Genomic DNA, 19,409 nt, shown 5'->3' with positions numbered 1-19,409 from the left:
AGTGCCACGCTCGCGATTGTCGCATCACAGACCGCCCTCCGACTCCTTGGCGGGCCCCACCCCCCTCCAGTCGATTAAGAAAATTAAGTCACAGACGTTGGAACTTCAACATAGTTAAGATACAACTGAACATCAGACGCGTCATCGAGAGGAAGAGCAGCGAGGGTGGACTGGCAGGAACTGACGGAGCTGACGCGGGGACGACCGTTCGTGGTGGAGCGGGTCCGCCTGAGCAGCGGCGACGTGGCGATCGAGGGCCGGTTCGAGCCGCCGCAACTGGCCCGGCTCAGCGCGGACGACCAGGTGTTCGTCGCCGCGTTCGTGCGGGCGCACGGCTCGATCAAGGAGATGGAGCGGACCTTCGGGGTCAGCTACCCGACGGTCAAGGCCCGGCTGAACCGGATCGCCGAGCACCTGGAGTTCGTCGACACCGACCCGCCGCCCACCGGCGCCGACGTCGTCGACCGCCTGCGGCGGGGGGAGATCAGCGCCGCGGAGGCGCTCGCCGAACTGGAACGAGACCAGTGATCCCCCGACTGGTGACGGTGCGCCACCGCCATCGCGACGGCCGGTCGCGGCGGTTGTACGTCCCCGTCGCGCCGGTTCTGGTGGTGCTGTCGCCGCTGCTGGCCGTCGCCGTGCTCGCGGGCCTGATCGCGTGCGCGGTCGTCCGGATCAGCCCGGTCGGCGCGCTGCGCTGCGCCGGACGGCTGCTGTGCGCGCTGCCCGGCACCCGGATCGAGATCGAACAGGGCCGAACGTCCGTGCTGGTCAGCGTCCGCTGAGCCGGTGGAAGAAGGAGCGACATGAACGAACAGCGCCGCCAGATCCTGGAGATGCTGGCCGAGGGCAAGATCAGCGCGGACGAGGCCGAGCGGCTGCTCGACGCCCTCGGCCGGGAGCGGCCCGAGACGCCGCCCGAGGACGCGCCGCGTCCGAAAGCGCGTCCCAAGTACCTGCGGGTGAGGGTCCACGCGGCGGAGGCGTTCGACGGCGACGGTCCCACCCGCGTCAACGTCCGGATCCCGCTCCAGCTGCTGCGCGCCGGAGTCCGGCTCACGGCCCTGATCCCCCCGCAGGCGCTCGCCAAGGTCAACGCCGGGCTGCAGAAGTCGGGTGTGCCGATCGACCTCACCGAACTCAAGCCGCAGCACATCGAGGACCTCATCGAGCACCTGGACGACCTCACCGTCGACGTCGACGACACAGACGCGAAGGTGCAGGTCTTCTGCGATTGACGCGCTGCCCCGGGATGAGCCGGGGTCTTACCTGCCCTCCATCAGGCGTTTAAGGTCTCCGCCTCCCCCGGGCGCCCGGGGGTTTCCGTCCAGCGGCACCGGATCGCCTCGGGGGCGATCCGGCTGTCTTTGTCCCGCTCCGGCGGGAGGGTCGGCTTCACCCCCGCCATGAAGGGCGGAGCGCTGCCGACGAAAGCCGGTAGCACCGCCGAAGCCGTCCGGAACACCGCGCCTGCCTCGGACGTTTATCTTGATCATGAAGTTCGGCGTCAACATTCTCAACTTCGGTGCCCACGCGACCCCGGAGTCTCTCGCGGGCTGGGCCAGGTTCGCCGAGGACTCCGGGTTCGACTTCGCGATGATCTCCGACCATGTCGCGGTCACGCCCGACGTCGCGGAGCAGTACCCGGCACCGTTCTACGATCCGTTCACCACCCTCGCCTGGCTGGCCGGGACGACCGAGCGGCTCGCGCTCGGCACGACCGTCGCCGTCCTGCCGTACCGGCACCCGCTGCAGCTCGCCCGGGTCACCGCGAACCTGGACCGGCTCAGCGGCGGGCGGCTGATCTTCGGCGTGGGCGTCGGCTGGTCGAAGCGGGAGTACGCGGCGCTGGACGTCCCCTTCGAGCGGCGCGGAGCCCTGGCCGACGAGCAGCTCGACGTGATCCTGCGGTCCTGGACGCGGGACTCGATCTCCTACGGCGGCGAGACGATCGACCCGCGCCCGCACCCGCTGCAGAAACCGCACCCGCCCGTCTGGGTCGGCGGGACGTCGCCCGGCGCGCTGCGCCGCACCGCCCGGTTCGGCGACGCCTGGCACCCGATCAACGTCACTCCCGACCGGCTCCGCGCGGAGGGGTTGCCCGCACTGCGCCGGGCGGCCGACGAGGCCGGACGTCCCGTCCCCGCACTGGCCCCCCGCATCCGGCTGGACGACGTGGACGAAGCCCTGCGGCAGGCCGAGGGGTTCGCCGAACTGGGGGCGACCCACCTGCTGCTCGACACCTACCCGGGCACGCCCGACCGGGCCCGCACTCCCGAGGAGGACCAGCGCCTGCTCGCCGCGTTCCGCGCGTCCGTCTGAGCCCTGTCACGGCGCCCCGCCACGCTTCCTCCACTTTCGAGCAAGGAGCGCCGATGGACCTTCCCCTTCGACGACGCGGGCCGTGACGGGCACGCGGTCGGCCGTCCACCCGGCCTGCGCCCCGAGCAGTGGCCCCGCAGCAGGGTCGCTGAACGGCGGCGACTTCGGCCCGTTCTTCATCGGCTTCGACGAGGAGTTCGGCGACCCCAACCTGGGAGGCGGCGGCTCCGCGCACCTCGACCTGGCCGCCGACGAGATCGAATGGTCGGCGTGAGCACTACCGGATTCGGTTCCGGTAGTGGCGGCATCTCCGGCGACGACAACGGTCGTCCGCGACTTCGGGGGGCGATTCACGTGATGCGGCGGACCAACGAGAATGTCGCGCTCGAAGACAGGATCGAAGAGCTGGACGATCAGGGACTGCTATGACCGAATGGCCGGAACTCGCCGCGAGACCGGCCGAACGACATCCCGTACTGCCCGCCGAATCGGTGCGGGCGACCTGAGGGCGAAGGCTCCAGATACGCACGGTTCCGACAGAGTGCAAGAGCACCCGAGCCTCGGTCTCCGCAGGCAGCCGGGATGAAGCGCGCCGACCGGTCGTCCCGCCGCGCCCCGCTCGGCCGGACGGCACCGGCAAGCGGCGCGGCGAAATCAGGCACATATCGCCAATCGATCATTCGACCGATTATCAGCAATTCACATATTCGCGGACGCCACTTCACCGGTTCGGCATTCGACCTGCACTGGTCGAGCCGTGCGTCCGGCGCCGATCGCGACGGGGTCTTGACCCTTCGGGACAGCGGGATTAGCGTCCCGGGCAACCGATAGGAAAGTTTCCTATCAACTGGATAGGTCATCGCCACGGCGGCTCCCAACTCCCGCGGCACGACGAAATCCATCCCCGCAACGCAAGGACCCCCCGCATGAAGAAAGCGACACGCAGGTTCACGACCATCGCGTCCGGCATCGCGATCGCGCCGCTCGTCGCGATCATTCCGGCCGCCTCGGCATTCGCCCACGGTTACGTCTCCGCCCCGATGAGCCGCCAGGCGCAGTGCGCGGCGGGAACCGTCGACTGCGGCCCAATCAAGTGGGAGCCGCAGAGCGTCGAAGGACCGAAGGGGCTGCGGAGCTGCAGCGGCGGAAACGCCCGGTTCGCCGAACTCGACGACGACGGCAAGCCCTGGCAGGCCGCCGCCGTCGGCCGCACGACGGCCTTCACCTGGACGTTCACCGTCAAGCACCGCACCCAGAACTACGAGTACTACGTCGGCGGCAGGCGCGTCGCGGTGATCGACGGCGGCGGCGAGCAGCCGCCCGCCACCGTGACCCACACGGTCGACCTCGGCGGCGTGAGCGGACGGCAGAAGGTGCTCGCGGTGTGGAACATCGCCGACACCGCCAACGCCTTCTACGCATGCATCGACGTGGACGTGCGGTGATGCGGAAAGGCGCGCGGCGTACCGGCACACTGCTCGGAGCCGCACTGCTCACGGCCGGTGTCGCACCGGTCGTCCTGCCCATGGCCCCGGCCGCCGCCGAATGCGCGGCACCGTGGAATGCGTCCGCCTGCAGTAAGGCGAGCGCCTTCGTCGTGAGCGAAGCGCAATTCGAGCAGATGTTCCCGAACCGCAACTCCTTCTACACCTACAACGGCCTGACCTCGGCCATGTCGGCGTTCCCCGCGTTCGCGGGCACCGGCAGCGACACCGTCCGGAAGCAGGAGGCCGCCGCATTCCTCGCGAACGTCGGTCATGAGACCGGCGGGCTGGTGCACATCGTCGAGCAGAACACCGGGAACTACCCGCATTACTGCGACGCGAGCCAGCCTTACGGTTGCCCGGCCGGGCAGGCCGCGTACTACGGCCGCGGTCCGATCCAGCTGAGCTGGAACTTCAACTACAAGGCGGCGGGCGACACCCTCGGCATCGACCTGCTGCATAACCCGTGGCTGGTCGAGCAGAACGCGGCGGTCGCCTGGAAGACCGCGCTCTGGTACTGGATGACGCAGCACGGCCCGGGCACCATGACCGGGCACGACGCGATGGTCGGCGGCCACGGATTCGGCGAGACCATCCGCAGCATCAACGGCGGCCTCGAATGCGACGGCGGCAACCCGGGCCAGGTGCAGAGCCGGGTGGACGCCTACACGAGGTTCGCCGGGCTCCTCGGCGTCCCGACGGGCGGCAACCTGACCTGCTGACCCGCCCGCTCCCCGTCCCGCCTTGCGGGACGGGGAGCGCCGTCGCTCAGGCGTCGGCCCGCATGTGCTCCCGCGCCCACTCCTCGAAGGACGTGAGCGGGACACCGAGTGCCCTCGCATACTCCGGGCGTCCCGGCTGACCGGCGGCGTTCAGCCACTCGTGCCCGGCGCCCATCGCCGGCATCCCGGCGGCGAAGGCCTCCTCCTCGGTCATGTCCGGCGCGGTCAGCCGCCTGCCCAGGACCCGGGAGAGGACCTCGGCGATCTCCGTCATCGACAGGTACTCGCTCGCCAGCTCCAGCTCGACCCCGTCGAACCGCTCGGGCTCGGCGACGGCCGCGGCGGCCGCACCGCCGATGTCGTCCACCGCGGCAAGGGACAGCCGGGTCTCGGGGTTCAGGACGCTCACGAGGCCCCCGTCGAGACCGCGCGGGAACAGGAACGCCATGGACGGCAGGAAGTTCTCCATGAAGAAGCCCGGCTTCAGAAGCGTCCAGTGCGGGAACCCGGCCGCGCGGACCCGGTCCTGGATCGCGCTCTTGGCGCTCAGGGTCGGCTCCATCGAAGCCCAGCGCCCTTCGGCCCACCCGGGCGTCCGCGTGTGCTGACCGGCGCCGGTGACGGACGTGTGCACGAACTGCGGCACCCCGGCGGCCTTCGCCCCCTCGATGAGGTTGACGCCCTGGGCAACCTCCCCCTCGAAGTCGAACCCGTCCCCCTTCACGCCCGGCATTTGCACGGAGAAGACGGCACGCGCCCCCTCGGCGGCCCGGACGACGGAATCACGGTCGTGGAGATCGCCCCGGACGAGTTCGGCCCCGAGCGCTTCGACGGCCCGGGCCCGTCCCCCGTCCGGATCCCGGACGAGCGCCCGGACGGGCACGCCCGCCGCCAGCAAGGCACGCGCGGTGGCACCCCCCTGCCTCCCGGTCGCGCCGGTGACCAGAACGGGCGCGGAATCCATGGACATGCTGCTCCTCCAGGTAGGCCAAAAATGGCGGGGCCCGCCACTTACACTCCGGTACGATACGGCGGGGCCCGCCACTTAGCCAATCCGGAGGGAGACGCCATGCCCGAACGCCGGCGCGCCGACGCCCGCCGCAACTACGCGCGGATCCTCGCCGTGGCGGAGGAGGAGGTCGCCGCCCACGGCGCCGCGGCCTCCCTGGAGCAGATCGCCCGCACCGCCGGTGTCGGCTCCGCGACCGTCCGCCGCCACTTCCCGTCCCGCCGCGCGCTGCTCGAAGCGGTCTCCCGGGAGCGGATCGAAGCCCTGTGCGTCCGCGCCCGCGACCTGACCGGCCGGGACGACAGCCGCGCCGCGCTCCTCGAATGGCTGGACGACGTCGTCGCGTACTGCGTTTCTGCCCGGGGCCTGGCCGCCGCGCTGGCCTACGACGACGTGGAGACCGATCCGTACGAGAACGGTTGCTCGGCGGCACTGCAGGAGGCGGCCGCCCCGCTGCTGCACCACGCCGCCCGGGACGGCGCGATGGCGGCGGACGTCACCGTCGCGGACCTGATCACGCTGATCGTCGGCATCGTCCTGGCCACCGAGCGCCATCCCGACCCCGCCGCCCGAGCGGACCGGCTGTTCCGCCTGGCCGTGGCGGGACTCAGCCCTCCGACTCCTCGATCATCGTGATCCACGCGAGGAGGAGTTCGAGGGACGAGGCGGCGATGACGGCTCGTCCGCTTGCACGCCACTCCCCGTCCCGCACGGAGAAGTCCCAGCCGGGTACCGCGCGGTGCAGGACGGGGACGATGTCGTCGCTCACGCGTCTCCCTCGGGCAGCAGCGCCCAGACCGCCTTGCCGCCGCCCGCGACCGGCTGCGCGCCCCAGTCCTTGACGAGCGCTCCGAGCATCGCCAGGCCCCGTCCGTCCTCGCTGAGGACGTCGACGTCCCGCACCACCGGCAGCACGTCGCACCCGTCGAGCACTTCCACGACGGTTCCCCTGTCGGCGAGCAGAACCCGGACGGTCGCGGTCTCGCTGAGGGTGTGCCGCACGACGTTGGTGACGAGTTCCGACACCACGACCTTCGCGACGTACGCCTCCCGCCCCCACGCTTCGAGCGTCTCCCCCACCCAGTCGCGAGCGGCCTTCACGGCTCCCACGTCCGCCGGCACGACGATCGACGCCGGATCTCCCACGGTGACCACCTCCGAATTTCCGTGACTCACCGCACAGAGTCCACTTCGGCGCGTAGTGTCACCAGGGAACCCCGGACACGCAGACGTCCCGCTTAACAGGCGGTTCCGTTTGCTGAAACTCGCTGGAGGGTCGCATGGCCGCTCGGAAGACGTCCCCCGCTCTGAAGGCATTCGGCGCCGAGGTCACGCGCTTGCGTGAGGACGCAGCCATCATCCGCACCGAACTGGCCAAGCGCATGGCGGTCAGCCGGTCGTACATCTCCCAGGTCGAGAGCGGCAACACACGCTGCCGACGGGACTTCGCCCAGCGTCTAGACCAAGCCCTTAACACCGGCCACACCGTCACAGACCTGTGGGACGAGTTCCTTCAATCAGCCACGTATCCGAAGACGTTCGCGGACTATCCCCGCGCCGAAGCGTCCGCCTCACTCCTCCGAATGTACGGGGAGACCTTCGTCGTCGGCCTGCTCCAAACAGAGGAGTACGCTCGTGTGCTTCTGCAGTCACAGTTGGCACTAGAGGGCAGGCTCAAGCGGCAGCAGATCCTCAAACGCGTCCCACCACCAAAGCTCATCGTGGTTCTCGCCGAGGTCGTTCTGGCGCGAGAAGTCGGCACCCCTGAGGTGATGCGCGGCCAGTGTGAACGCTTGCTTGAGGCTTCCGAGTGGGAGAACGTCGCCATCCAGGTCGCTCCCACTGCCTACTACCGGGGAATCTCAGGCGCGTTCAGCATCGCCACCCAACCGACTGGCGAGGAACTACTTCACCAGGAAATGTCAACCGGGGGGATCACCTCGAGCGAGCCTGGAGATATCTTGCACTGCGTCGGCGCATTCGCGGATCTCCAGGCACGCTCGCTGAGCGTCAGCGACTCCCGCGACTTCATACGAAAGGCGATGGACCGGTGGACGATCTGACCTGGCGCAAGTCCAAGCGAAGCAATGATCAAGGTCACGAGTGTGTGGAGTTGGCGACACTCCAAAACGGAGTGGGTGTGCGGGACTCCAAGGACCCGGACGGGCCCAAGCTCATCCTCAACCGGAGCGACTTCCGCGCGCTCGTGGACGACCTCAAGCAGCGCTGACCCCCTGAGCCCCGGCCGCTCCCGGCCGGGGCTCTGGCCCGTCCGGCACGTCCCGCCTACGCTGAGGATCCTGCTCACTCCCACCTTGGACGGCAGCATGGATGCCATCGCGTGGCGCAAGGCCAGCCGGAGCAACGATCACGGCGGCGCCTGCGTGGAGTTGGCTGGGCTGGCGGACGGCATCGCGGTGCGGGACTCCAAGGATCCGGACGGGGCTCGGCTCGTCCTCGACCGGGGTGGCTTTCGGGCGCTCGTCCGCGAGCTCAAGCAGCGCTGACGTCTCCTCGGCTCACTGTCGTCGTTGGCCCGAGACCGTGCGATCGGCGACCGGAAATCGCGTTGCGTCCGCCTCTCGCCTGTTTGCAGAATGCCGGACGAGTGTGGGAGGTGCGGGATCACGTGAGCGCGCCAGAGCGTCCGGGCGGCGGGTGGGAGTGGGCCGTCGACAAGCGGAACGCGTTGCGGCTCGGTACTCCCCTGGCCACCGAGGTGCCCGGGGCGGGCGCCGAGCGCCGCGCGTTCGTCGTCATCCGCCCGGTCGGCACCGCCGCCGACCGCCGAGCCGCTCGTGAAGGCTGGAAGCGGTCCGACCAGGCTCGTGTCTTCCGCCTGGATCACTGGGACTACGACATCGCCCGGATCGCGGGGCAAGAGTTCGACTTCGACCTCGGCTTGGATCACGACCATGGGGCCATCCTGATCCGGGAGGCGGAGGTCACCGGTGAGGCGGAGCTGATCGGCGAGCTCCGCGAGTGGGACCTGTATCCCGGCCGGTTCCGCTACGTCTGGCAGACCGACGCCCCGAGATGACCGATCGAGGCGGCGTCGGCAAGCCGCCGTGCCCCCGAGTGGAGAGTGCATGAGCGAAGCCGAAGGTACGCACGTCGACGCCGCGGAACTTCTGGCGCTCGCGCTCCGTCACCTCGATGACGCCGACACCCGTTATCCGATCACGGCGATCCCGACCCTCGACGACTCCGGTCCCTCGCTTTTCCGGCCGTTTCCGGCGCTGGCGATCGCGATGGCCGGGCACGTCCTGTCCGCCTGGGAGGTGAGGACGTTCCAGGTCGAGCGGGCCGGACGGGACGAGCGCATGCGGTTCTTCACCGCGGAGGGCGGCGAGCCCGCGCGAGTGTTTCGGGCATGCACCCTGTTCGACCCCGGGTTGGGCACACAGCGGGTCGTCGAGCTGTGCGGGCATTCGTTCTGCACCAACAGGGCGCCCGCCGGGGCGGGGAGCCGCTGCGGCGACCACGTCGGCGATCCGGTACCGGACGGCTGCGGCCCGGACCACTGGCTGCGCGAGGCCGGCGAGGCCGCCGGGGCGGCCGAACGCGGGCGCGACGGGCTCACCGAGCCGGAGGCACTGGCCGTGCAGGCGGTCCGCGCCGGTGTGCCGGCGGGCGAGGTCGTCCCCGCGACCGGGGTCGGCGAGTGGAGGCTGCACGCGCTCACCGGAGCGGCCCCCGAGGTGCCCGAGGACGTCGACGGGTCCGACGACCCCGCGTGCTGGCCGCTCGTGCTCACGCCCGTCCGCGACATCACCGCGGCGGACGTCCACTATGTCTTCGACCTGTTGCGACGCGGCTCCGCCGAGCCCGGCAGGGTGGTCGCCCGCGAGGGCCGGTGGTACGGGTACGAGCCGCTGCACGAGAACGGCCCGTTCCGGGTCCGCGGGGAGGACGAGCTCTGGTTCACGCTGGAGTGGTGGCAGATGCAGGACCATCTGCCGAAGCATCTGCTCGCCCGCCGCGGCGACGAGCGCCGCAGACGGGAGATGTACGAGCCGCCCTGCGACTGCGGCTTCTGCGACTCCTAAGGATTTTGTCGGTGCAGGTTGGTACAACATCGGCACGGGCACCGACGGGGTGGCCGACGCCGCATCGACAGGAGTTCCCATGCGCACCCTGATCAGTACCGCGTTCGTCTCGCTCGACGGCGTCATGGAGGCGCCCGGCGGGGAGCCCGGCTACCGGAACTCCGGCTGGACGATGAAGGACGTCGACTTCGTCGAGGACGCCTACGAGATCAAGGGGCGTGAACAGGAGGAGGCGGCCGCGCTGATGCTCGGACGGGTCAGCTACGAGGCGTTCTCCCCCGTGTGGCCGTCGATGACCGCGGAGTTCCCCCGCTACAACGCCATGCCCAAGTACGTCGTCTCGACCACGCTCGGCGAGGACGCCCTGGTGGACAACTGGGGCGACATCACGATCCTCCGCTCGCTGGACGACGTGGCGGCGCTGAAGAAGACCGAGGGCGGGCCGATCATCGTCCACGGCAGCGCGCAGCTCAACCGGGGGCTCGCCGACGCCGGTCTGATCGACCGCTACCACCTGCTGGTGTTCCCGCTGCTGCTCGGCGCCGGGAAGCGCCTGTTCAGCGACACCGACAAGGACGCGCAGAAGCTCCGCCTGGTCGAGCACGAGGCTTACTCCAACGGCATCCAGAAGAACGTCTTCGAGGTCGTGTGACGGCGGCTCGGCCCAGGGACGTCGACGTTGCGGTACTCGTAGTTCGGGCCGACGAACGTGTCCTTCCCGGGTCCGCCGTCAGGCGGGGCCGGCGGCGATGACCGTGTCGAGCATCTCCCCGGCGTCCGGAGGTCGTCGATCGTGCGGGCGATGCGCTCGCGCTCCCGCCGCAGTTCGGCCATCAGCTCCGTACAGGTGGGCACGAGCCGGGGACCGTCGTCCCGGACGCACGGCAGGACGCGGGCGATCGTCGACGTCGACAGTCCGGCCGCGAGCAGCGTCCGGATGTTGCGGACGGTGGCCACGTCCGCCTCCTCGTAGACGCGGTAGCCGCTCGGCAGCCGCGCGGGCGCGAGCAGCCCCTGTTCCTCGTAGTAGCGCAGGAGCCGCTCGCTGACCCCGGTCCGCCGCACCATCTCCCCGATGCGCATGTGATCCACACCTCACCGCGTTGACTCTCACACAGGTGTGAGACTTTAGCGTCCTCGGCATGACGACGAGGACGGCCGAACCCTCTTCCCGGACGGTGGCCCCGGCGGTGCTCACCGCCTGCGTTTTCGTGGTGGGCACCGCGGAGTGGTCCGTGGTGGGCCTGCTGCCGGAACTGGCCGCCGATCTGGACCGCCCCCTTCCGGCGGTCGGCTCCCTGGTGACCTGGTACGCCCTCGTGGTCACCCTCGTGGTCACCCTCGCCGGTCCGCCGGTGACCGTGCTCGTGCTGCGGATGCCCCGCCGGCACGCCCTGCCGACCCTGCTGGGCGTGTTCGTGGCGGGCAACACGGCCGCGGCGCTGGCGGACGGTCTCGGCGTCCTGCTGGCGGCACGGACGCTGACCGCGCTGACGCACGGCACGACGTTCGCGGTGGCGGTCGTGATCGCGGTATCGATGGCGCCGGAGACCGGCCGCGGCCGGGCCGTCGCGGTGGTCTCGGCGGGCTGGAACCTGGCCACCTTCCTGGGCGCTCCGCTGGGCACCTGGATCGGCGGCCAGCACGGCTGGCGGACGACGTTCGCCTGCATCGCCGCGTTCGGCGCGCTGCTGGTCGTCGCCGCCGCGGTGCTCGTCCGTCCGCCCGCGCCGGGGACGGACGGGCGGGCGCGCGGTGAGATCCGGGGCCTGCGCGGCCGCGGGGTGGGCACGATCCTGGCGATCACCGTGGTCGCGCAGGCGGGAACGTTCACCGCCTACACCTACATCGCCCCGCTGCTGCGGGAAGTCGGCGGATTCACCGCCGCGGCGGTCACCGCGCTGCTCGCGCTCTTCGGCCTCGGTGCCCTGGTCGGCAACGTCCTCGGCGGCCGACTGGCCGACCGCGCCTCGGACGCCGCGCTGTGCGGGACACCGGCCGCCCTCGCCATCGTGCTGGCCGCCGTCGCGTTCACCGGACGCGCCCAGTGGGCGGGCGTCGCCGTCGTGGCGGCCCTCGGCGCGGTGTCGGGCGCCCTGATCCCGCTGCTGCAGGCGCGTGCGCTGATCGCGGCGCCGCACGCCCCCACTCTGGTGACCGCGATCGGCGCGTCCGCGGTCAACCTCGGCATCGCGGGCGGTGCCGAGATCGGCGGCCGGGCCCTCGCCGCAGGCGTCCCGCTGGACGGCCTCGGCTGGGTCGGCGCCTGGTGACCTCCGCGGCCCTGCTGCTGGCCGCCGCCGTCCGGCGGCGCGGCCGACCGGCCCGCGACCCCGAATGATCCGAAGGAAAGGCATACCGATGTCCAACGTGCTTCCCCCCTCCACGCTCGGCCGGATCGTGCGCGGCACCGGGCCGGGGCTGCTGCTCGCCCATGGTGCCGGTGGCGGCATCGACGCGAACTTCGGCCCGGTCATGGACGTCCTGAGCGAGCGGCGGACGGTGGTCGGGCCGGACTATCCGGGCACCGGGCGGACGCCGCGCGCGACGGCCCCGCTCACCCTCGACGGCCTCGCCGACGAGCTCGTCGCCACCGCCGTGGAGGAGGGCGTGGAGTCGTTCGCCGTCGCCGGGTACTCGCTGGGCGTCCCGGTGGCGGTCCGGGCCGCCGTCCGGCATCCCGAGCGGGTCACCGCGCTCGTCCTCACGGCCGGTTTCGCGTGCCCGAACCCGCGGCTGCTGCTGGCGGCGAGGCTGTGGCGCGACCTGCTCCGCGGCGGCGACCGGGAGCGCCTGGCCGCCTTCATCGCCCTCATCGGTTCCAGCGCCCCCGTTCTCGACGAGGCCGGGCAGGACGACCTCGACCGCGCCGTCACAACGGTCGCGGCGACCGTCCCCGAGGGCACGCTCGACCACGTCGGGCTGCTCCTCGACGGCGTCGACGTCCGCGCCGACCTCGGTTCGATCGCGGTGCCCTCGCTCGTCGTCTCCACGACGCTCGACCAGCTCGTCACGCCGTTCCATCACCGGCGGGTCGCGGACGGGATCTCCGGCGCGGAGTACGCCGAGATCGCCACCGGGCACCTGCCGTTCGCCGAACGTCCCGGGGAGTGGTCCGCGCTGATCCGCGACTTCCTGGACCGGGTCTGACGGCCCGGGCCGTCACTCGTCCCGCCGGTCGTCGCGCCAGGTGCGCACGCGGAGGGCGGCGGGGTCGAAGCCGGACGGCAGTCCGGTGACGTCGATGGTGGCGTGTGCGCCGTGGGGCAGGTCGAAGTAGGCGTCGCTCGCGCGGAAGGCGGGGCCGGTCGGTTCGACGCGGACGGCGTAGGCGTGGCCGCGGGCGGTGATCTCGACGCGGGTGCGGCCGGGGGCCTCGGCGTGGATCGCGGCGTCGACGGTGCCGTCCAGCGGCAGGTGGCGGAGGCGGTCGAGGAACAGCCGGTGCCGGGGGATCCGGCCGGTGACGTCCACGACCTCAGCGAACACCGCGCGGGGGGCGGCCGGGGCGGGGAGCGCGGCGACGGGCCGGGAGGCGCCGCCGTCGACGGTGGCGGTGATCTGCCGGACGGCTTGGGCGGCGGAGCCGTCGAAGCGGGCGAGCCGTGCGGTGAGCCGTCCGGTCCAGGGGGCCGGGGTGCTGTTGGTGACCCACACCTCGATCCGGCCGGTGCCGTCGTCGCGGCGGAGGGTCGCCACGACCGGGGCGAACGCCCGGCGCAGCGCGTACCAGGCGGCTTTGGGGACGCCGTCGTGGTCGAGGACGGACCAGCTCAGGCCGGGCCACGGCTCGTTGAGCTGCCACACCAGCGTGCCCGAGCACACCGGCTGGCGGCGCCGGTAGTGCGCGACGCCGTAGCCGAGCCCTTCCGCCTGCACCGCCATCGACGCGGCGATGTAGGCGCGGGCCGTGTGCGGGACGCCGGTCTCGGTGGCCAGCAGCGCGGCGCCCTTGTCTTTCGGGGTGTCCTTGATGCGGTGCAGCAGCGCGGGCGAGCCGAGTTCGAGGGGTTCGTCCGTCCAGCGCCGCAGCGTGGAGAGTTCGGGGGCGGCGTGCAGCCCGAACTCGCTGATGAAGCGGCCCCGGTCGTGGCGGTACCGCAGGAAGTGGACGCGGTCGCCGGGGCCGTCGAAGTCCTGCGGGCCGCCCGCGCCGAGGTCGGCGCCGTGCCAGACCTCCCAGGCGTGCCGGTCGCCGTCCAGGACGCCGTTGCCGTGCGCCTCCAGTTCGCCGTGCGGGCTGCCGCGCCAGTAGGGCGTTCCCGGTGAGAGCCGTTCGACGGTGCCGGGCAGCAGGTCGTCGTAGAAGTGGTCGCCCCAGCCGGACGGTTCGTCGCCGCCCCAGATCGCGGCGTGCAGGGCGGACGCCTCGTTGTTGCCGCACCACAGCGCGAGGCAGGGCCGGGACCGCAGCCGCCGCACCTGGTGCTCGGCCTCGGCGGCGACCTCGGCGCGCAGGTCGGGGTCGGTGTCGGGGTAGTCGACGCAGGCGAACATGAAGTCCTGCCAGACGAGCAGGCCGAGTTCGTCGCAGGCGTCGTAGAACGCGTCGGACTCGTAGAGGCCGCCGCCCCAGACGCGCAGCATCGTCATCTGGGCGTCGCGGGCGAGGGTCACCAGGCGGTGGACGTGGTCGTCGCCGACCGAGCCGACGAGCATCGACGCGGGCACCCAGTTCGCGCCGCGCGCGAAGACCGGGACGCCGTTGAGGACGAACCGGAAGTGCCGTCCGCCCTCGGTGTCGGGGGAACGGTCGACCGTGACGGTGCGCAGGCCGACCCGTTCGGTGCGCCGGTCGAGCACGCGGTCGCCGTCGCGGACCTCGACGGCGAGGTCGTCACGGGCGGGTTCGCCCAGGTCGTGGGTCCACCAGAGGCGCGCGTCCGGGACGGTCACCTCGGTGTCGACGCGCGGCGCGGCGGGCGCGTGCCCGGCGGCGACGGCGCGCCGGTCCGGGTCGCGCAGGGTCCAGTGGACGGTGCCGCCGCCGGTGGTCTCGACGGTCAGCGCGGCGCGGGCCGCACCGCCGGGGCCGTCCGGCAGGGCGAGGGTGCGCCAGTGCGCGCCCGTCACGCGGACGGGGGGCGCGGCGCGCAGGGTGACGGGGCGGATGAGGCCGAGCGAGGGCAGCCGGGGCGCGAAGTCCCAGCCCCAGGAGAACAGGGCCTTGCGGCGCAGCGTCATCGACAGGTCCGCCGACATGACGCCGGACGGCTCGTCGTCCCCGGTCGGGGCGCCCTGCCCGGCGAAGAACGAGCGCAGCCGGTCGCGGGTGGCGCGCGGACCGTCCGGTTCGGTGAGGCCGGTGAACGGCGGGTCGATCCGGACGAGCAGTTCGGCGGTGCCGTGCAGGAGGTCGTGCACGTCGATCGCGAGCGGCCGGAACTGGCTGGCGTGCCGGGCGATCTCGACGCCGTCGAGCAGGACGGTCGCGACGGTGTCGAGCCCGGCGAGTTCGAGCGTCAGGCGGTGCCCGGCGGGGACGTCCGGACGGTGCAGTTCCGCCCGGTACCACCAGGTGCGGTCCTCGATCCAGGCGGCGTCGCGCTCGTGCCGGTCGCGGTACGGGTGCGGGAGGCGGCCCGCCGCGATGAGCGACTCGTGGACGCCGCCGGGCACCACGGCCGGGACCCATGCGGCGCCGGAGGGCGGCCGGTCGGCGCCCGGTCCGGTGTCGGCGAGGGCGAACCCGGTGACCGGCCACGCGGTGGGCGCGCGGCCGGTGGCGTCGGTGCCGGTGGCGTCGGTGCCGGTGCGCATGTCAGCGGACCTTCCTGATCGAGAGGATGCACAGCGCGCCGCCGGTCGCGCACGCCATGAGGGCGGCGAACAGGGCGCGGTAGCCGAGCAGTGTGACGATGGCGGCGGCGAGTCCGGGGGCCAGCACGACCGGCGCGGTGTTGGCGAGGGCGAGGAAGCCGAGGTCCTTGCCCGCGTCGCCGCCGGACGGCAGCACCTCGACCATGAGGGCGGCGTCGACCGACAGGTAGGTGCCGTACCCGATCCCGGCCAGGGCGCTGAACAGCAGCATCGTCGCGACGCCCGGCGCGGCGAGCAGCGGCGTCACGCCGAGCCCCAGCACCAGGGACGCGCCCGCGACGAGCGGCTTGCGGCGGCCGATCCGGTCCGACGCGATCCCCGCGACCATCGTGGAGACCAGCGCGGCGACGCCGAGGAACAGCGTCCCGAGCGCGATGACGGCGGCGGCCTCGGCGGTGGCGAGGCCGAGATGGTCGGTGGCGATGTAGAGGCCGTAGGTGTTGAACAGCAGCAGCGCGAGCAGGGTCAGGAACCGGCCCGCGAAGGCGAGCAGGAAGTCGCGGTCGCGCGGCGGCAGCAGCGCCCGCCATCGGGTCGGCGGGGACGCGGCGTCCCGGCTGGAGGCGTCCGGCGCGACGACGGCGAACGCCGCGGCGGTCGCGAGCAGCACCCACGGCACGGCGAGCAGGCCCGCGGCGGGCGCCTCGATGAAGGCGGCCGCGATGGCGGTTCCGGCGACGAGGCCGATCAGGTAGCCGAGGCCCGTGACGGCCGACGCCAGCCCGAGCCGGTCGCGCGGGACCCGGTCGGGGGTGACCGCGTGCAGCCCGGCGATGGAGGCGTTCATCCCGCCCTGGAACAGGGCGTAACCCGCGACCAGCACCGCGAAGTTCGGCGCGACCGCCGCGGCGACCAGGCCGGGGACGGCGACGAGCGCGCCGCCGACGATCCACGGCGTCCGGCGGCCGAACCGCGAGCGCGTCCGGTCCGACCAGGCGCCGCCGACGACCGTGCACACCATCGCCGCGACCGCGCCGACCGTGCTCACCACGGCGAACAGCGCGACCTTGCGATCCGGCGACTCCTGGGCGACGAGCGCCTGCGCCAGGGTGGCCGACGCGGTGTTGGGCAGCGACCAGCCCGCGGCGGTGACCGCGAACATCGCGAAGAGCCGCCCCTGCCGGGCGCCCCGCGCGGCCCCGCCGGGACGGGCGGGGACGGCCGCGGGCCCCTCGGGCGGCGGCGTGGCGGGCGCGGTCATGCTCGTGCTCCTGGAGTCTCGGCTCACTCGGCGGCTCATGCTGCCACAAGAAACTGAACGACACTAGGTTTCTTGGCCGATGTCTATGCTTCGTGCCGTGCCGACCACCGACCCGCCCCGCCGCTACCCCAAGGGCGCCGCCCGCCGCGCCGAGATCCTCGCCGCCGCGCTCGACGCCTACGCCGCGTCCGACCGCCAGGGCCCGCGCCTGCGCGACATCGCCGCCGCCGTCGGGCTCACCGAGGCGGGCGTGCTGCACTACTTCGACTCCAAGGACCACCTGTTCGTCGCGATCCTGGAGGCCCGCGACCGGTCCGCCGCCGAGCGCCACGACCTGAACTCCGAGGACGGCATCTGGGATTACCTCGAAGAGACGATGCGCACCCCCGGGCTGACCAAGCTGTTCCTCGACATGAGCGCGGCGGCGTCCGACCCGGCGCATCCCGCGCACGCCTTCATGGAACGGCACGACCTCGCCGTCCGGCGGCTGCTGCGCGGGGCCCTCGGCACCGAGGACCCGTGGGCCGAGCGGATCGTCATCGCCCTCGCCGAGGGACTCCAGGCCCGCCTGCTGCGCGACCCATCGACGGACCTGGTCGGCGACCTCCGCCGGTTCGTCGCGGAATTCCGGCGGACGGTTTAGCGGCGGCGGTCGCGGGGGTCAGGGGGCGATTCCGGCGAGGCGGCCGCACAGGTCCCAGACGGCGTCGCAGTTGCGTTCGTCCAGGACGCTCGCGGGCCACGGGGTGCGCTCCGCCTTGGCGTTGACGTAGACGCCGGTCACGCCCTCCATCTCCGGACTGGACGCCAGGTGAATGCTGGACCGCGCGGGTTTCGCCAGGTCGTCGAGGAACCGGGGCCCCAGGAACCGGATGACCGGGACGAGCGGCCGGTAGGCGTAGGGGAACGCGGCGGCGGTCGTGGCCCGGTTGCCGGGCGTGTAGGCGTGCCCCGGGTAGGCGACGTTGACGGCGACGCCGTCCACGGCGGCGAAGCGGCGGCTCATCGCCATCACCGCGGTCTTCGCGTGGTTGTACTGGGAGAACGTCCAGCCCAGGTAGCGCTTCTCGCCCTGGAGGTTGGCCGGGTCGATCGGGCCGCCGGGGATGCCGCCGGTGAGGTTGACGACGCGCGCGGCGGGGGCGGCGCGCAGCAGGGGCAGCAGGAGGCAGGTCAGGGCGTAGGGCGCCAGGACGTTCGCGGCGAACGTGGTCTCGACGCCGTCGGCGGTGCGGGTGCGCGGGGCGGCCATGCCGCCGAGGTTGTTGACCAGCACGTCGAGACGGTCGTGCCGGGCGCTCACCGCGGCGGCGAGGGCGCGCAGGCCGGCGAGCGTGGCCAGGTCCGCGGTGACCGCGGTCGCGGCGGGCCCGAGTTCGCGGGCGGCCGCGTCCGCGCGGGTCCGGTCGCGGCCGACCAGGATCACGCGGGCGCCCATGCCCGCGAGGCCCCGCGCGGTCTCCTTGCCGATCCCGCCGGTGCTGCCGGTCACCAGGACGGTCTTGCCGTTCATCATCGCCATCTCCTTGTCACCGGGTGACATGTTTGCTTCAGGATGACATGAAGTATCCTCGGGTGCGTGACCGGGGCGACGAGAAGCGCGGGACTGCGGGAGCGGACGAGACGGGCGGTGCGGGCCGAACTGGCCGAGCTGGCGCTCGGCCTGTTCGTCGAACGCGGCTACGAGGAGACGAAGGTCGAGGACGTCGCGGCGGCGGCGGGGCTGTCGAAGCGCAGCTTCTTCCGCTACTTCCCGTCCAAGGAGGACGTCGTGTTCGGCGACGTCGAAGACCTCGCCGACGAGATCGCGGGCGCCGTCCGGGCCCGTCCGGCGGACGAGCCGCCGTGGACGGTGCTGCGCACGGTGCTGGGCGAGTGGGAGGAACGGATCCACGACGCGCAGCGGGATCCGGCGGTGCTGCGGCTGATCGAGGCGACCCCCGCGTTGCGCGCGCGGCTGCACCAACGGCGCGACGAGATGCGCGCGCGGGTCGGCGCCGCGCTGCGGGAGCGGCCGGGCGCGGACGTCGACGCGTTCACCGCCGACCTGCTCACCGGGTGCGCGGCGGCAGGCGCTGGACGCCGCGGGCCGCGAGTGGCTCCGCCGCGACGGCGCGGCCGACCGGCGCGAGCTGGTCGACCGCGACCTTCGCGGCGCTGGCCCCGTCCCCCTGACCGGACGGGCGGGACGGTCAGCCCGTCGCGACGTCGAAGACGTGCATGATGCCGCGGTCGGTGCCCTCGGGCAGGACGACCTCGTCGACGACCTTGCCGGGGTCGAGGGGCGCGGGGCGGGTGGCGAACACGCGGAACGTGCCGTCGTCGGCCGAGCCGTCGGCCTTGTTGCGGCCCCGTACGGTGATCAGCTCGGTGTCGCCCGCGGACGCGGACGCCGCCCAGTCGGCGAACTCGACCTCGACCCGCCGGGTCGAGCCGTCGGTGTACCGGACGGTCGCGCTCCCGGCCGCGGGACCGTTCGTCGCCAGGCCGAGGAACGAGATGCTCGCGGACGGCTCGTCCGGCAGGTCGATCCGCTGCCCGTGCGGGATCCAGTTGTCCGGCTCGCCCGGGCCCGCGTCGGGCCAGGTGAACGTGATGCCCGTGCCGTCGAGGGGGATGCGGGCGCCCGGGCGGGCTCCCGCGTCGGCGAGGGCCTCGCGGGACAGCGACCAGTCGCTCAGGTCGAGCGAGCCGAGGTCGCCGCGCCCCTCGGGCGTGGTGCCCGCGTTGTTGCGCGCGTCGGCCCCGGCGGTGTACGAGGGCGGCACGTCGTCCGCGCCCGTCCCCCACTCCCCCGGCCGG

General features: G+C 72.5%; 26 protein-coding genes. 19 read left to right on the top strand and 7 right to left on the bottom strand.

The window, feature by feature from the left end; translation table 11 throughout:
• The first annotated feature begins 165 nt into the window (after positions 1–165).
• From BJF79_RS50080 to BJF79_RS50045, 8 genes are all read left to right on the top strand, one after another.
• Entirely contained in the window at positions 166–528 is a 363-nt protein-coding gene (locus BJF79_RS50080) for a DUF2089 domain-containing protein (RefSeq protein WP_075907574.1), read from the top strand.
• Positions 525–785, top strand: coding sequence for a hypothetical protein (locus BJF79_RS50075; RefSeq protein WP_075907573.1), 261 nt, complete (start codon positions 525–527; stop codon positions 783–785). Before BJF79_RS50080 ends, BJF79_RS50075 begins: the two co-directional genes overlap by 4 nt.
• A 21-nt stretch (positions 786–806) precedes the next feature.
• Positions 807–1,238, top strand: coding sequence for an SHOCT-like domain-containing protein (locus BJF79_RS50070; RefSeq protein WP_075907572.1), 432 nt, complete (start codon positions 807–809; stop codon positions 1,236–1,238).
• A 256-nt stretch (positions 1,239–1,494) separates the two neighbouring features.
• Positions 1,495–2,322 (top strand): TIGR03619 family F420-dependent LLM class oxidoreductase, encoded by an 828-nt coding sequence (locus BJF79_RS50060; protein ID WP_075907570.1) that lies wholly within the window; start codon positions 1,495–1,497, stop codon positions 2,320–2,322.
• An 82-nt stretch (positions 2,323–2,404) separates the two neighbouring features.
• Complete coding sequence (locus BJF79_RS50055; protein WP_075907569.1) at positions 2,405–2,596, top strand: hypothetical protein; 192 nt, start codon at positions 2,405–2,407, stop codon at positions 2,594–2,596.
• Entirely contained in the window at positions 2,584–2,751 is a 168-nt protein-coding gene (locus BJF79_RS56930) for a hypothetical protein (protein WP_158079550.1), read from the top strand. Before BJF79_RS50055 ends, BJF79_RS56930 begins: the two co-directional genes overlap by 13 nt.
• A gap of 497 nt (positions 2,752–3,248) precedes the next feature.
• Positions 3,249–3,767, top strand: a complete 519-nt coding sequence (locus BJF79_RS50050) for a lytic polysaccharide monooxygenase auxiliary activity family 9 protein (protein WP_075907568.1) — start codon at positions 3,249–3,251, stop codon at positions 3,765–3,767.
• Positions 3,768–3,919: 152 nt separating this feature from the next.
• On the top strand, positions 3,920–4,528 hold the full coding sequence (locus tag BJF79_RS50045; RefSeq protein WP_262403739.1) for a chitinase: 609 nt from the start codon (positions 3,920–3,922) through the stop codon (positions 4,526–4,528).
• A gap of 46 nt (positions 4,529–4,574) precedes the next feature.
• Here the strand turns inward: BJF79_RS50045 and BJF79_RS50040 are convergent, their stop codons facing one another.
• Positions 4,575–5,498 carry an NmrA family NAD(P)-binding protein gene (locus BJF79_RS50040; protein ID WP_075907567.1) on the bottom strand — a complete coding sequence of 308 codons (924 nt, stop codon included), beginning with the start codon at positions 5,496–5,498 and terminating at the stop codon, positions 4,575–4,577.
• 99 nt (positions 5,499–5,597) lie between these two features.
• On the opposite strand from BJF79_RS50040, the gene BJF79_RS50035 reads away from it, so the two are divergent.
• A complete protein-coding gene (locus tag BJF79_RS50035; RefSeq protein WP_075907566.1) occupies positions 5,598–6,173 on the top strand; it encodes a TetR/AcrR family transcriptional regulator in 576 nt (191 codons plus the stop codon).
• Here the strand turns inward: BJF79_RS50035 and BJF79_RS56925 are convergent.
• Together BJF79_RS56925 and BJF79_RS50030 are read right to left on the bottom strand one after the other, a co-directional pair.
• Positions 6,145–6,306: a hypothetical protein gene (locus BJF79_RS56925; protein WP_158079549.1), complete on the bottom strand. Its 162-nt coding sequence runs from the start codon at positions 6,304–6,306 to the stop codon at positions 6,145–6,147. The genes BJF79_RS50035 and BJF79_RS56925 overlap by 29 nt on opposite strands.
• On the bottom strand, positions 6,303–6,683 hold the full coding sequence (locus BJF79_RS50030) for an ATP-binding protein (RefSeq protein ID WP_143221043.1): 381 nt from the start codon (positions 6,681–6,683) through the stop codon (positions 6,303–6,305). The genes BJF79_RS56925 and BJF79_RS50030 overlap by 4 nt, the downstream gene beginning before the upstream one ends.
• Positions 6,684–6,817: 134 nt before the next feature.
• Between BJF79_RS50030 and BJF79_RS50025 the strand changes: the two genes are divergently transcribed.
• From BJF79_RS50025 to BJF79_RS50000, 6 genes are all read left to right on the top strand, one after another.
• Positions 6,818–7,600 (top strand): helix-turn-helix domain-containing protein, encoded by a 783-nt coding sequence (locus BJF79_RS50025; RefSeq protein WP_075907565.1) that lies wholly within the window; start codon positions 6,818–6,820, stop codon positions 7,598–7,600.
• Positions 7,588–7,767, top strand: coding sequence for a DUF397 domain-containing protein (locus tag BJF79_RS50020; RefSeq protein ID WP_075907564.1), 180 nt, complete (start codon positions 7,588–7,590; stop codon positions 7,765–7,767). The genes BJF79_RS50025 and BJF79_RS50020 overlap by 13 nt, the downstream gene beginning before the upstream one ends.
• A gap of 97 nt (positions 7,768–7,864) precedes the next feature.
• Positions 7,865–8,044, top strand: coding sequence for a DUF397 domain-containing protein (locus BJF79_RS50015; protein WP_075907563.1), 180 nt, complete (start codon positions 7,865–7,867; stop codon positions 8,042–8,044).
• Between the two features lie 122 nt (positions 8,045–8,166).
• Complete coding sequence (locus BJF79_RS50010; RefSeq protein ID WP_143221042.1) at positions 8,167–8,577, top strand: hypothetical protein; 411 nt, start codon at positions 8,167–8,169, stop codon at positions 8,575–8,577.
• Between the two features lie 49 nt (positions 8,578–8,626).
• Positions 8,627–9,586 (top strand): hypothetical protein, encoded by a 960-nt coding sequence (locus BJF79_RS50005; protein ID WP_075907562.1) that lies wholly within the window; start codon positions 8,627–8,629, stop codon positions 9,584–9,586.
• Between the two features lie 79 nt (positions 9,587–9,665).
• On the top strand, positions 9,666–10,238 hold the full coding sequence (locus tag BJF79_RS50000) for a dihydrofolate reductase family protein (RefSeq protein ID WP_075907561.1): 573 nt from the start codon (positions 9,666–9,668) through the stop codon (positions 10,236–10,238).
• On the opposite strand, the gene BJF79_RS49995 is transcribed toward BJF79_RS50000, so the two are convergent.
• Positions 10,196–10,669, bottom strand: coding sequence for a MerR family transcriptional regulator (locus BJF79_RS49995; RefSeq protein ID WP_083734873.1), 474 nt, complete (start codon positions 10,667–10,669; stop codon positions 10,196–10,198). The two genes, BJF79_RS50000 and BJF79_RS49995, sit on opposite strands and share 43 nt — an antisense overlap.
• Before the next feature lie 59 nt (positions 10,670–10,728).
• Here BJF79_RS49995 and BJF79_RS49990 point away from each other — a divergent pair, with 59 nt between their 5' ends.
• A complete protein-coding gene (locus BJF79_RS49990) occupies positions 10,729–11,859 on the top strand; it encodes an MFS transporter (RefSeq protein ID WP_083734872.1) in 1,131 nt (376 codons plus the stop codon).
• Between the two features lie 88 nt (positions 11,860–11,947).
• A complete protein-coding gene (locus BJF79_RS49985) occupies positions 11,948–12,736 on the top strand; it encodes an alpha/beta fold hydrolase (RefSeq protein WP_075907560.1) in 789 nt (262 codons plus the stop codon).
• A gap of 12 nt (positions 12,737–12,748) precedes the next feature.
• On the opposite strand, the gene BJF79_RS56920 is transcribed toward BJF79_RS49985, so the two are convergent.
• Both BJF79_RS56920 and BJF79_RS49975 read right to left on the bottom strand, forming a co-directional pair.
• A complete protein-coding gene (locus tag BJF79_RS56920; protein WP_158079548.1) occupies positions 12,749–15,346 on the bottom strand; it encodes a glycoside hydrolase family 2 protein in 2,598 nt (865 codons plus the stop codon).
• Position 15,347: 1 nt separating this feature from the next.
• A complete protein-coding gene (locus tag BJF79_RS49975; protein WP_158079547.1) occupies positions 15,348–16,607 on the bottom strand; it encodes an MFS transporter in 1,260 nt (419 codons plus the stop codon).
• Between the two features lie 79 nt (positions 16,608–16,686).
• Between BJF79_RS49975 and BJF79_RS49970 the strand changes: the two genes are divergently transcribed.
• Positions 16,687–17,250, top strand: coding sequence for a TetR/AcrR family transcriptional regulator (locus BJF79_RS49970; RefSeq protein WP_262403738.1), 564 nt, complete (start codon positions 16,687–16,689; stop codon positions 17,248–17,250).
• A gap of 18 nt (positions 17,251–17,268) precedes the next feature.
• On the opposite strand, the gene BJF79_RS49965 is transcribed toward BJF79_RS49970, so the two are convergent.
• Positions 17,269–18,150 (bottom strand): SDR family NAD(P)-dependent oxidoreductase, encoded by an 882-nt coding sequence (locus tag BJF79_RS49965; RefSeq protein ID WP_262403737.1) that lies wholly within the window; start codon positions 18,148–18,150, stop codon positions 17,269–17,271.
• Between the two features lie 87 nt (positions 18,151–18,237).
• Between BJF79_RS49965 and BJF79_RS49960 the strand changes: the two genes are divergently transcribed.
• Complete coding sequence (locus BJF79_RS49960) at positions 18,238–18,831, top strand: TetR family transcriptional regulator (RefSeq protein ID WP_075907558.1); 594 nt, start codon at positions 18,238–18,240, stop codon at positions 18,829–18,831.
• The last annotated feature ends 578 nt before the right edge of the window (positions 18,832–19,409 follow it).

This window comes from Actinomadura sp. CNU-125 (assembly GCF_001942465.1).
Classification (GTDB): domain Bacteria; phylum Actinomycetota; class Actinomycetes; order Streptosporangiales; family Streptosporangiaceae; genus Spirillospora.
This window is presented reverse-complemented; position numbering and strand designations above follow the sequence as displayed.

Excerpts from the sequence above, each read along its gene's own strand:
- BJF79_RS56930 (WP_158079550.1), top strand. The coding sequence starts at position 2,584 with ATGGTCGGCGTGAGCACTACCGGATTCGGTTCCGGTAGTGGCGGCATC.
- BJF79_RS50005 (WP_075907562.1), top strand. The coding sequence starts at position 8,627 with ATGAGCGAAGCCGAAGGTACGCACGTCGACGCCGCGGAACTTCTGGCG.
- BJF79_RS49995 (WP_083734873.1), bottom strand. The coding sequence starts at position 10,669 with ATGCGCATCGGGGAGATGGTGCGGCGGACCGGGGTCAGCGAGCGGCTC.
- BJF79_RS50035 (WP_075907566.1), top strand. The coding sequence starts at position 5,598 with ATGCCCGAACGCCGGCGCGCCGACGCCCGCCGCAACTACGCGCGGATC.
- BJF79_RS50015 (WP_075907563.1), top strand. The coding sequence starts at position 7,865 with ATGGATGCCATCGCGTGGCGCAAGGCCAGCCGGAGCAACGATCACGGC.
- BJF79_RS50050 (WP_075907568.1), top strand. The coding sequence starts at position 3,249 with ATGAAGAAAGCGACACGCAGGTTCACGACCATCGCGTCCGGCATCGCG.
- BJF79_RS50000 (WP_075907561.1), top strand. The coding sequence starts at position 9,666 with ATGCGCACCCTGATCAGTACCGCGTTCGTCTCGCTCGACGGCGTCATG.
- BJF79_RS49975 (WP_158079547.1), bottom strand. The coding sequence starts at position 16,607 with ATGACCGCGCCCGCCACGCCGCCGCCCGAGGGGCCCGCGGCCGTCCCC.
- BJF79_RS50025 (WP_075907565.1), top strand. The coding sequence starts at position 6,818 with ATGGCCGCTCGGAAGACGTCCCCCGCTCTGAAGGCATTCGGCGCCGAG.
- BJF79_RS49985 (WP_075907560.1), top strand. The coding sequence starts at position 11,948 with ATGTCCAACGTGCTTCCCCCCTCCACGCTCGGCCGGATCGTGCGCGGC.
- BJF79_RS50060 (WP_075907570.1), top strand. The coding sequence starts at position 1,495 with ATGAAGTTCGGCGTCAACATTCTCAACTTCGGTGCCCACGCGACCCCG.
- BJF79_RS49970 (WP_262403738.1), top strand. The coding sequence starts at position 16,687 with ATGTCTATGCTTCGTGCCGTGCCGACCACCGACCCGCCCCGCCGCTAC.
- BJF79_RS50040 (WP_075907567.1), bottom strand. The coding sequence starts at position 5,498 with ATGTCCATGGATTCCGCGCCCGTTCTGGTCACCGGCGCGACCGGGAGG.
- BJF79_RS50070 (WP_075907572.1), top strand. The coding sequence starts at position 807 with ATGAACGAACAGCGCCGCCAGATCCTGGAGATGCTGGCCGAGGGCAAG.
- BJF79_RS49965 (WP_262403737.1), bottom strand. The coding sequence starts at position 18,150 with ATGTCACCCGGTGACAAGGAGATGGCGATGATGAACGGCAAGACCGTC.
- BJF79_RS56920 (WP_158079548.1), bottom strand. The coding sequence starts at position 15,346 with ATGCGCACCGGCACCGACGCCACCGGCACCGACGCCACCGGCCGCGCG.
- BJF79_RS49990 (WP_083734872.1), top strand. The coding sequence starts at position 10,729 with ATGACGACGAGGACGGCCGAACCCTCTTCCCGGACGGTGGCCCCGGCG.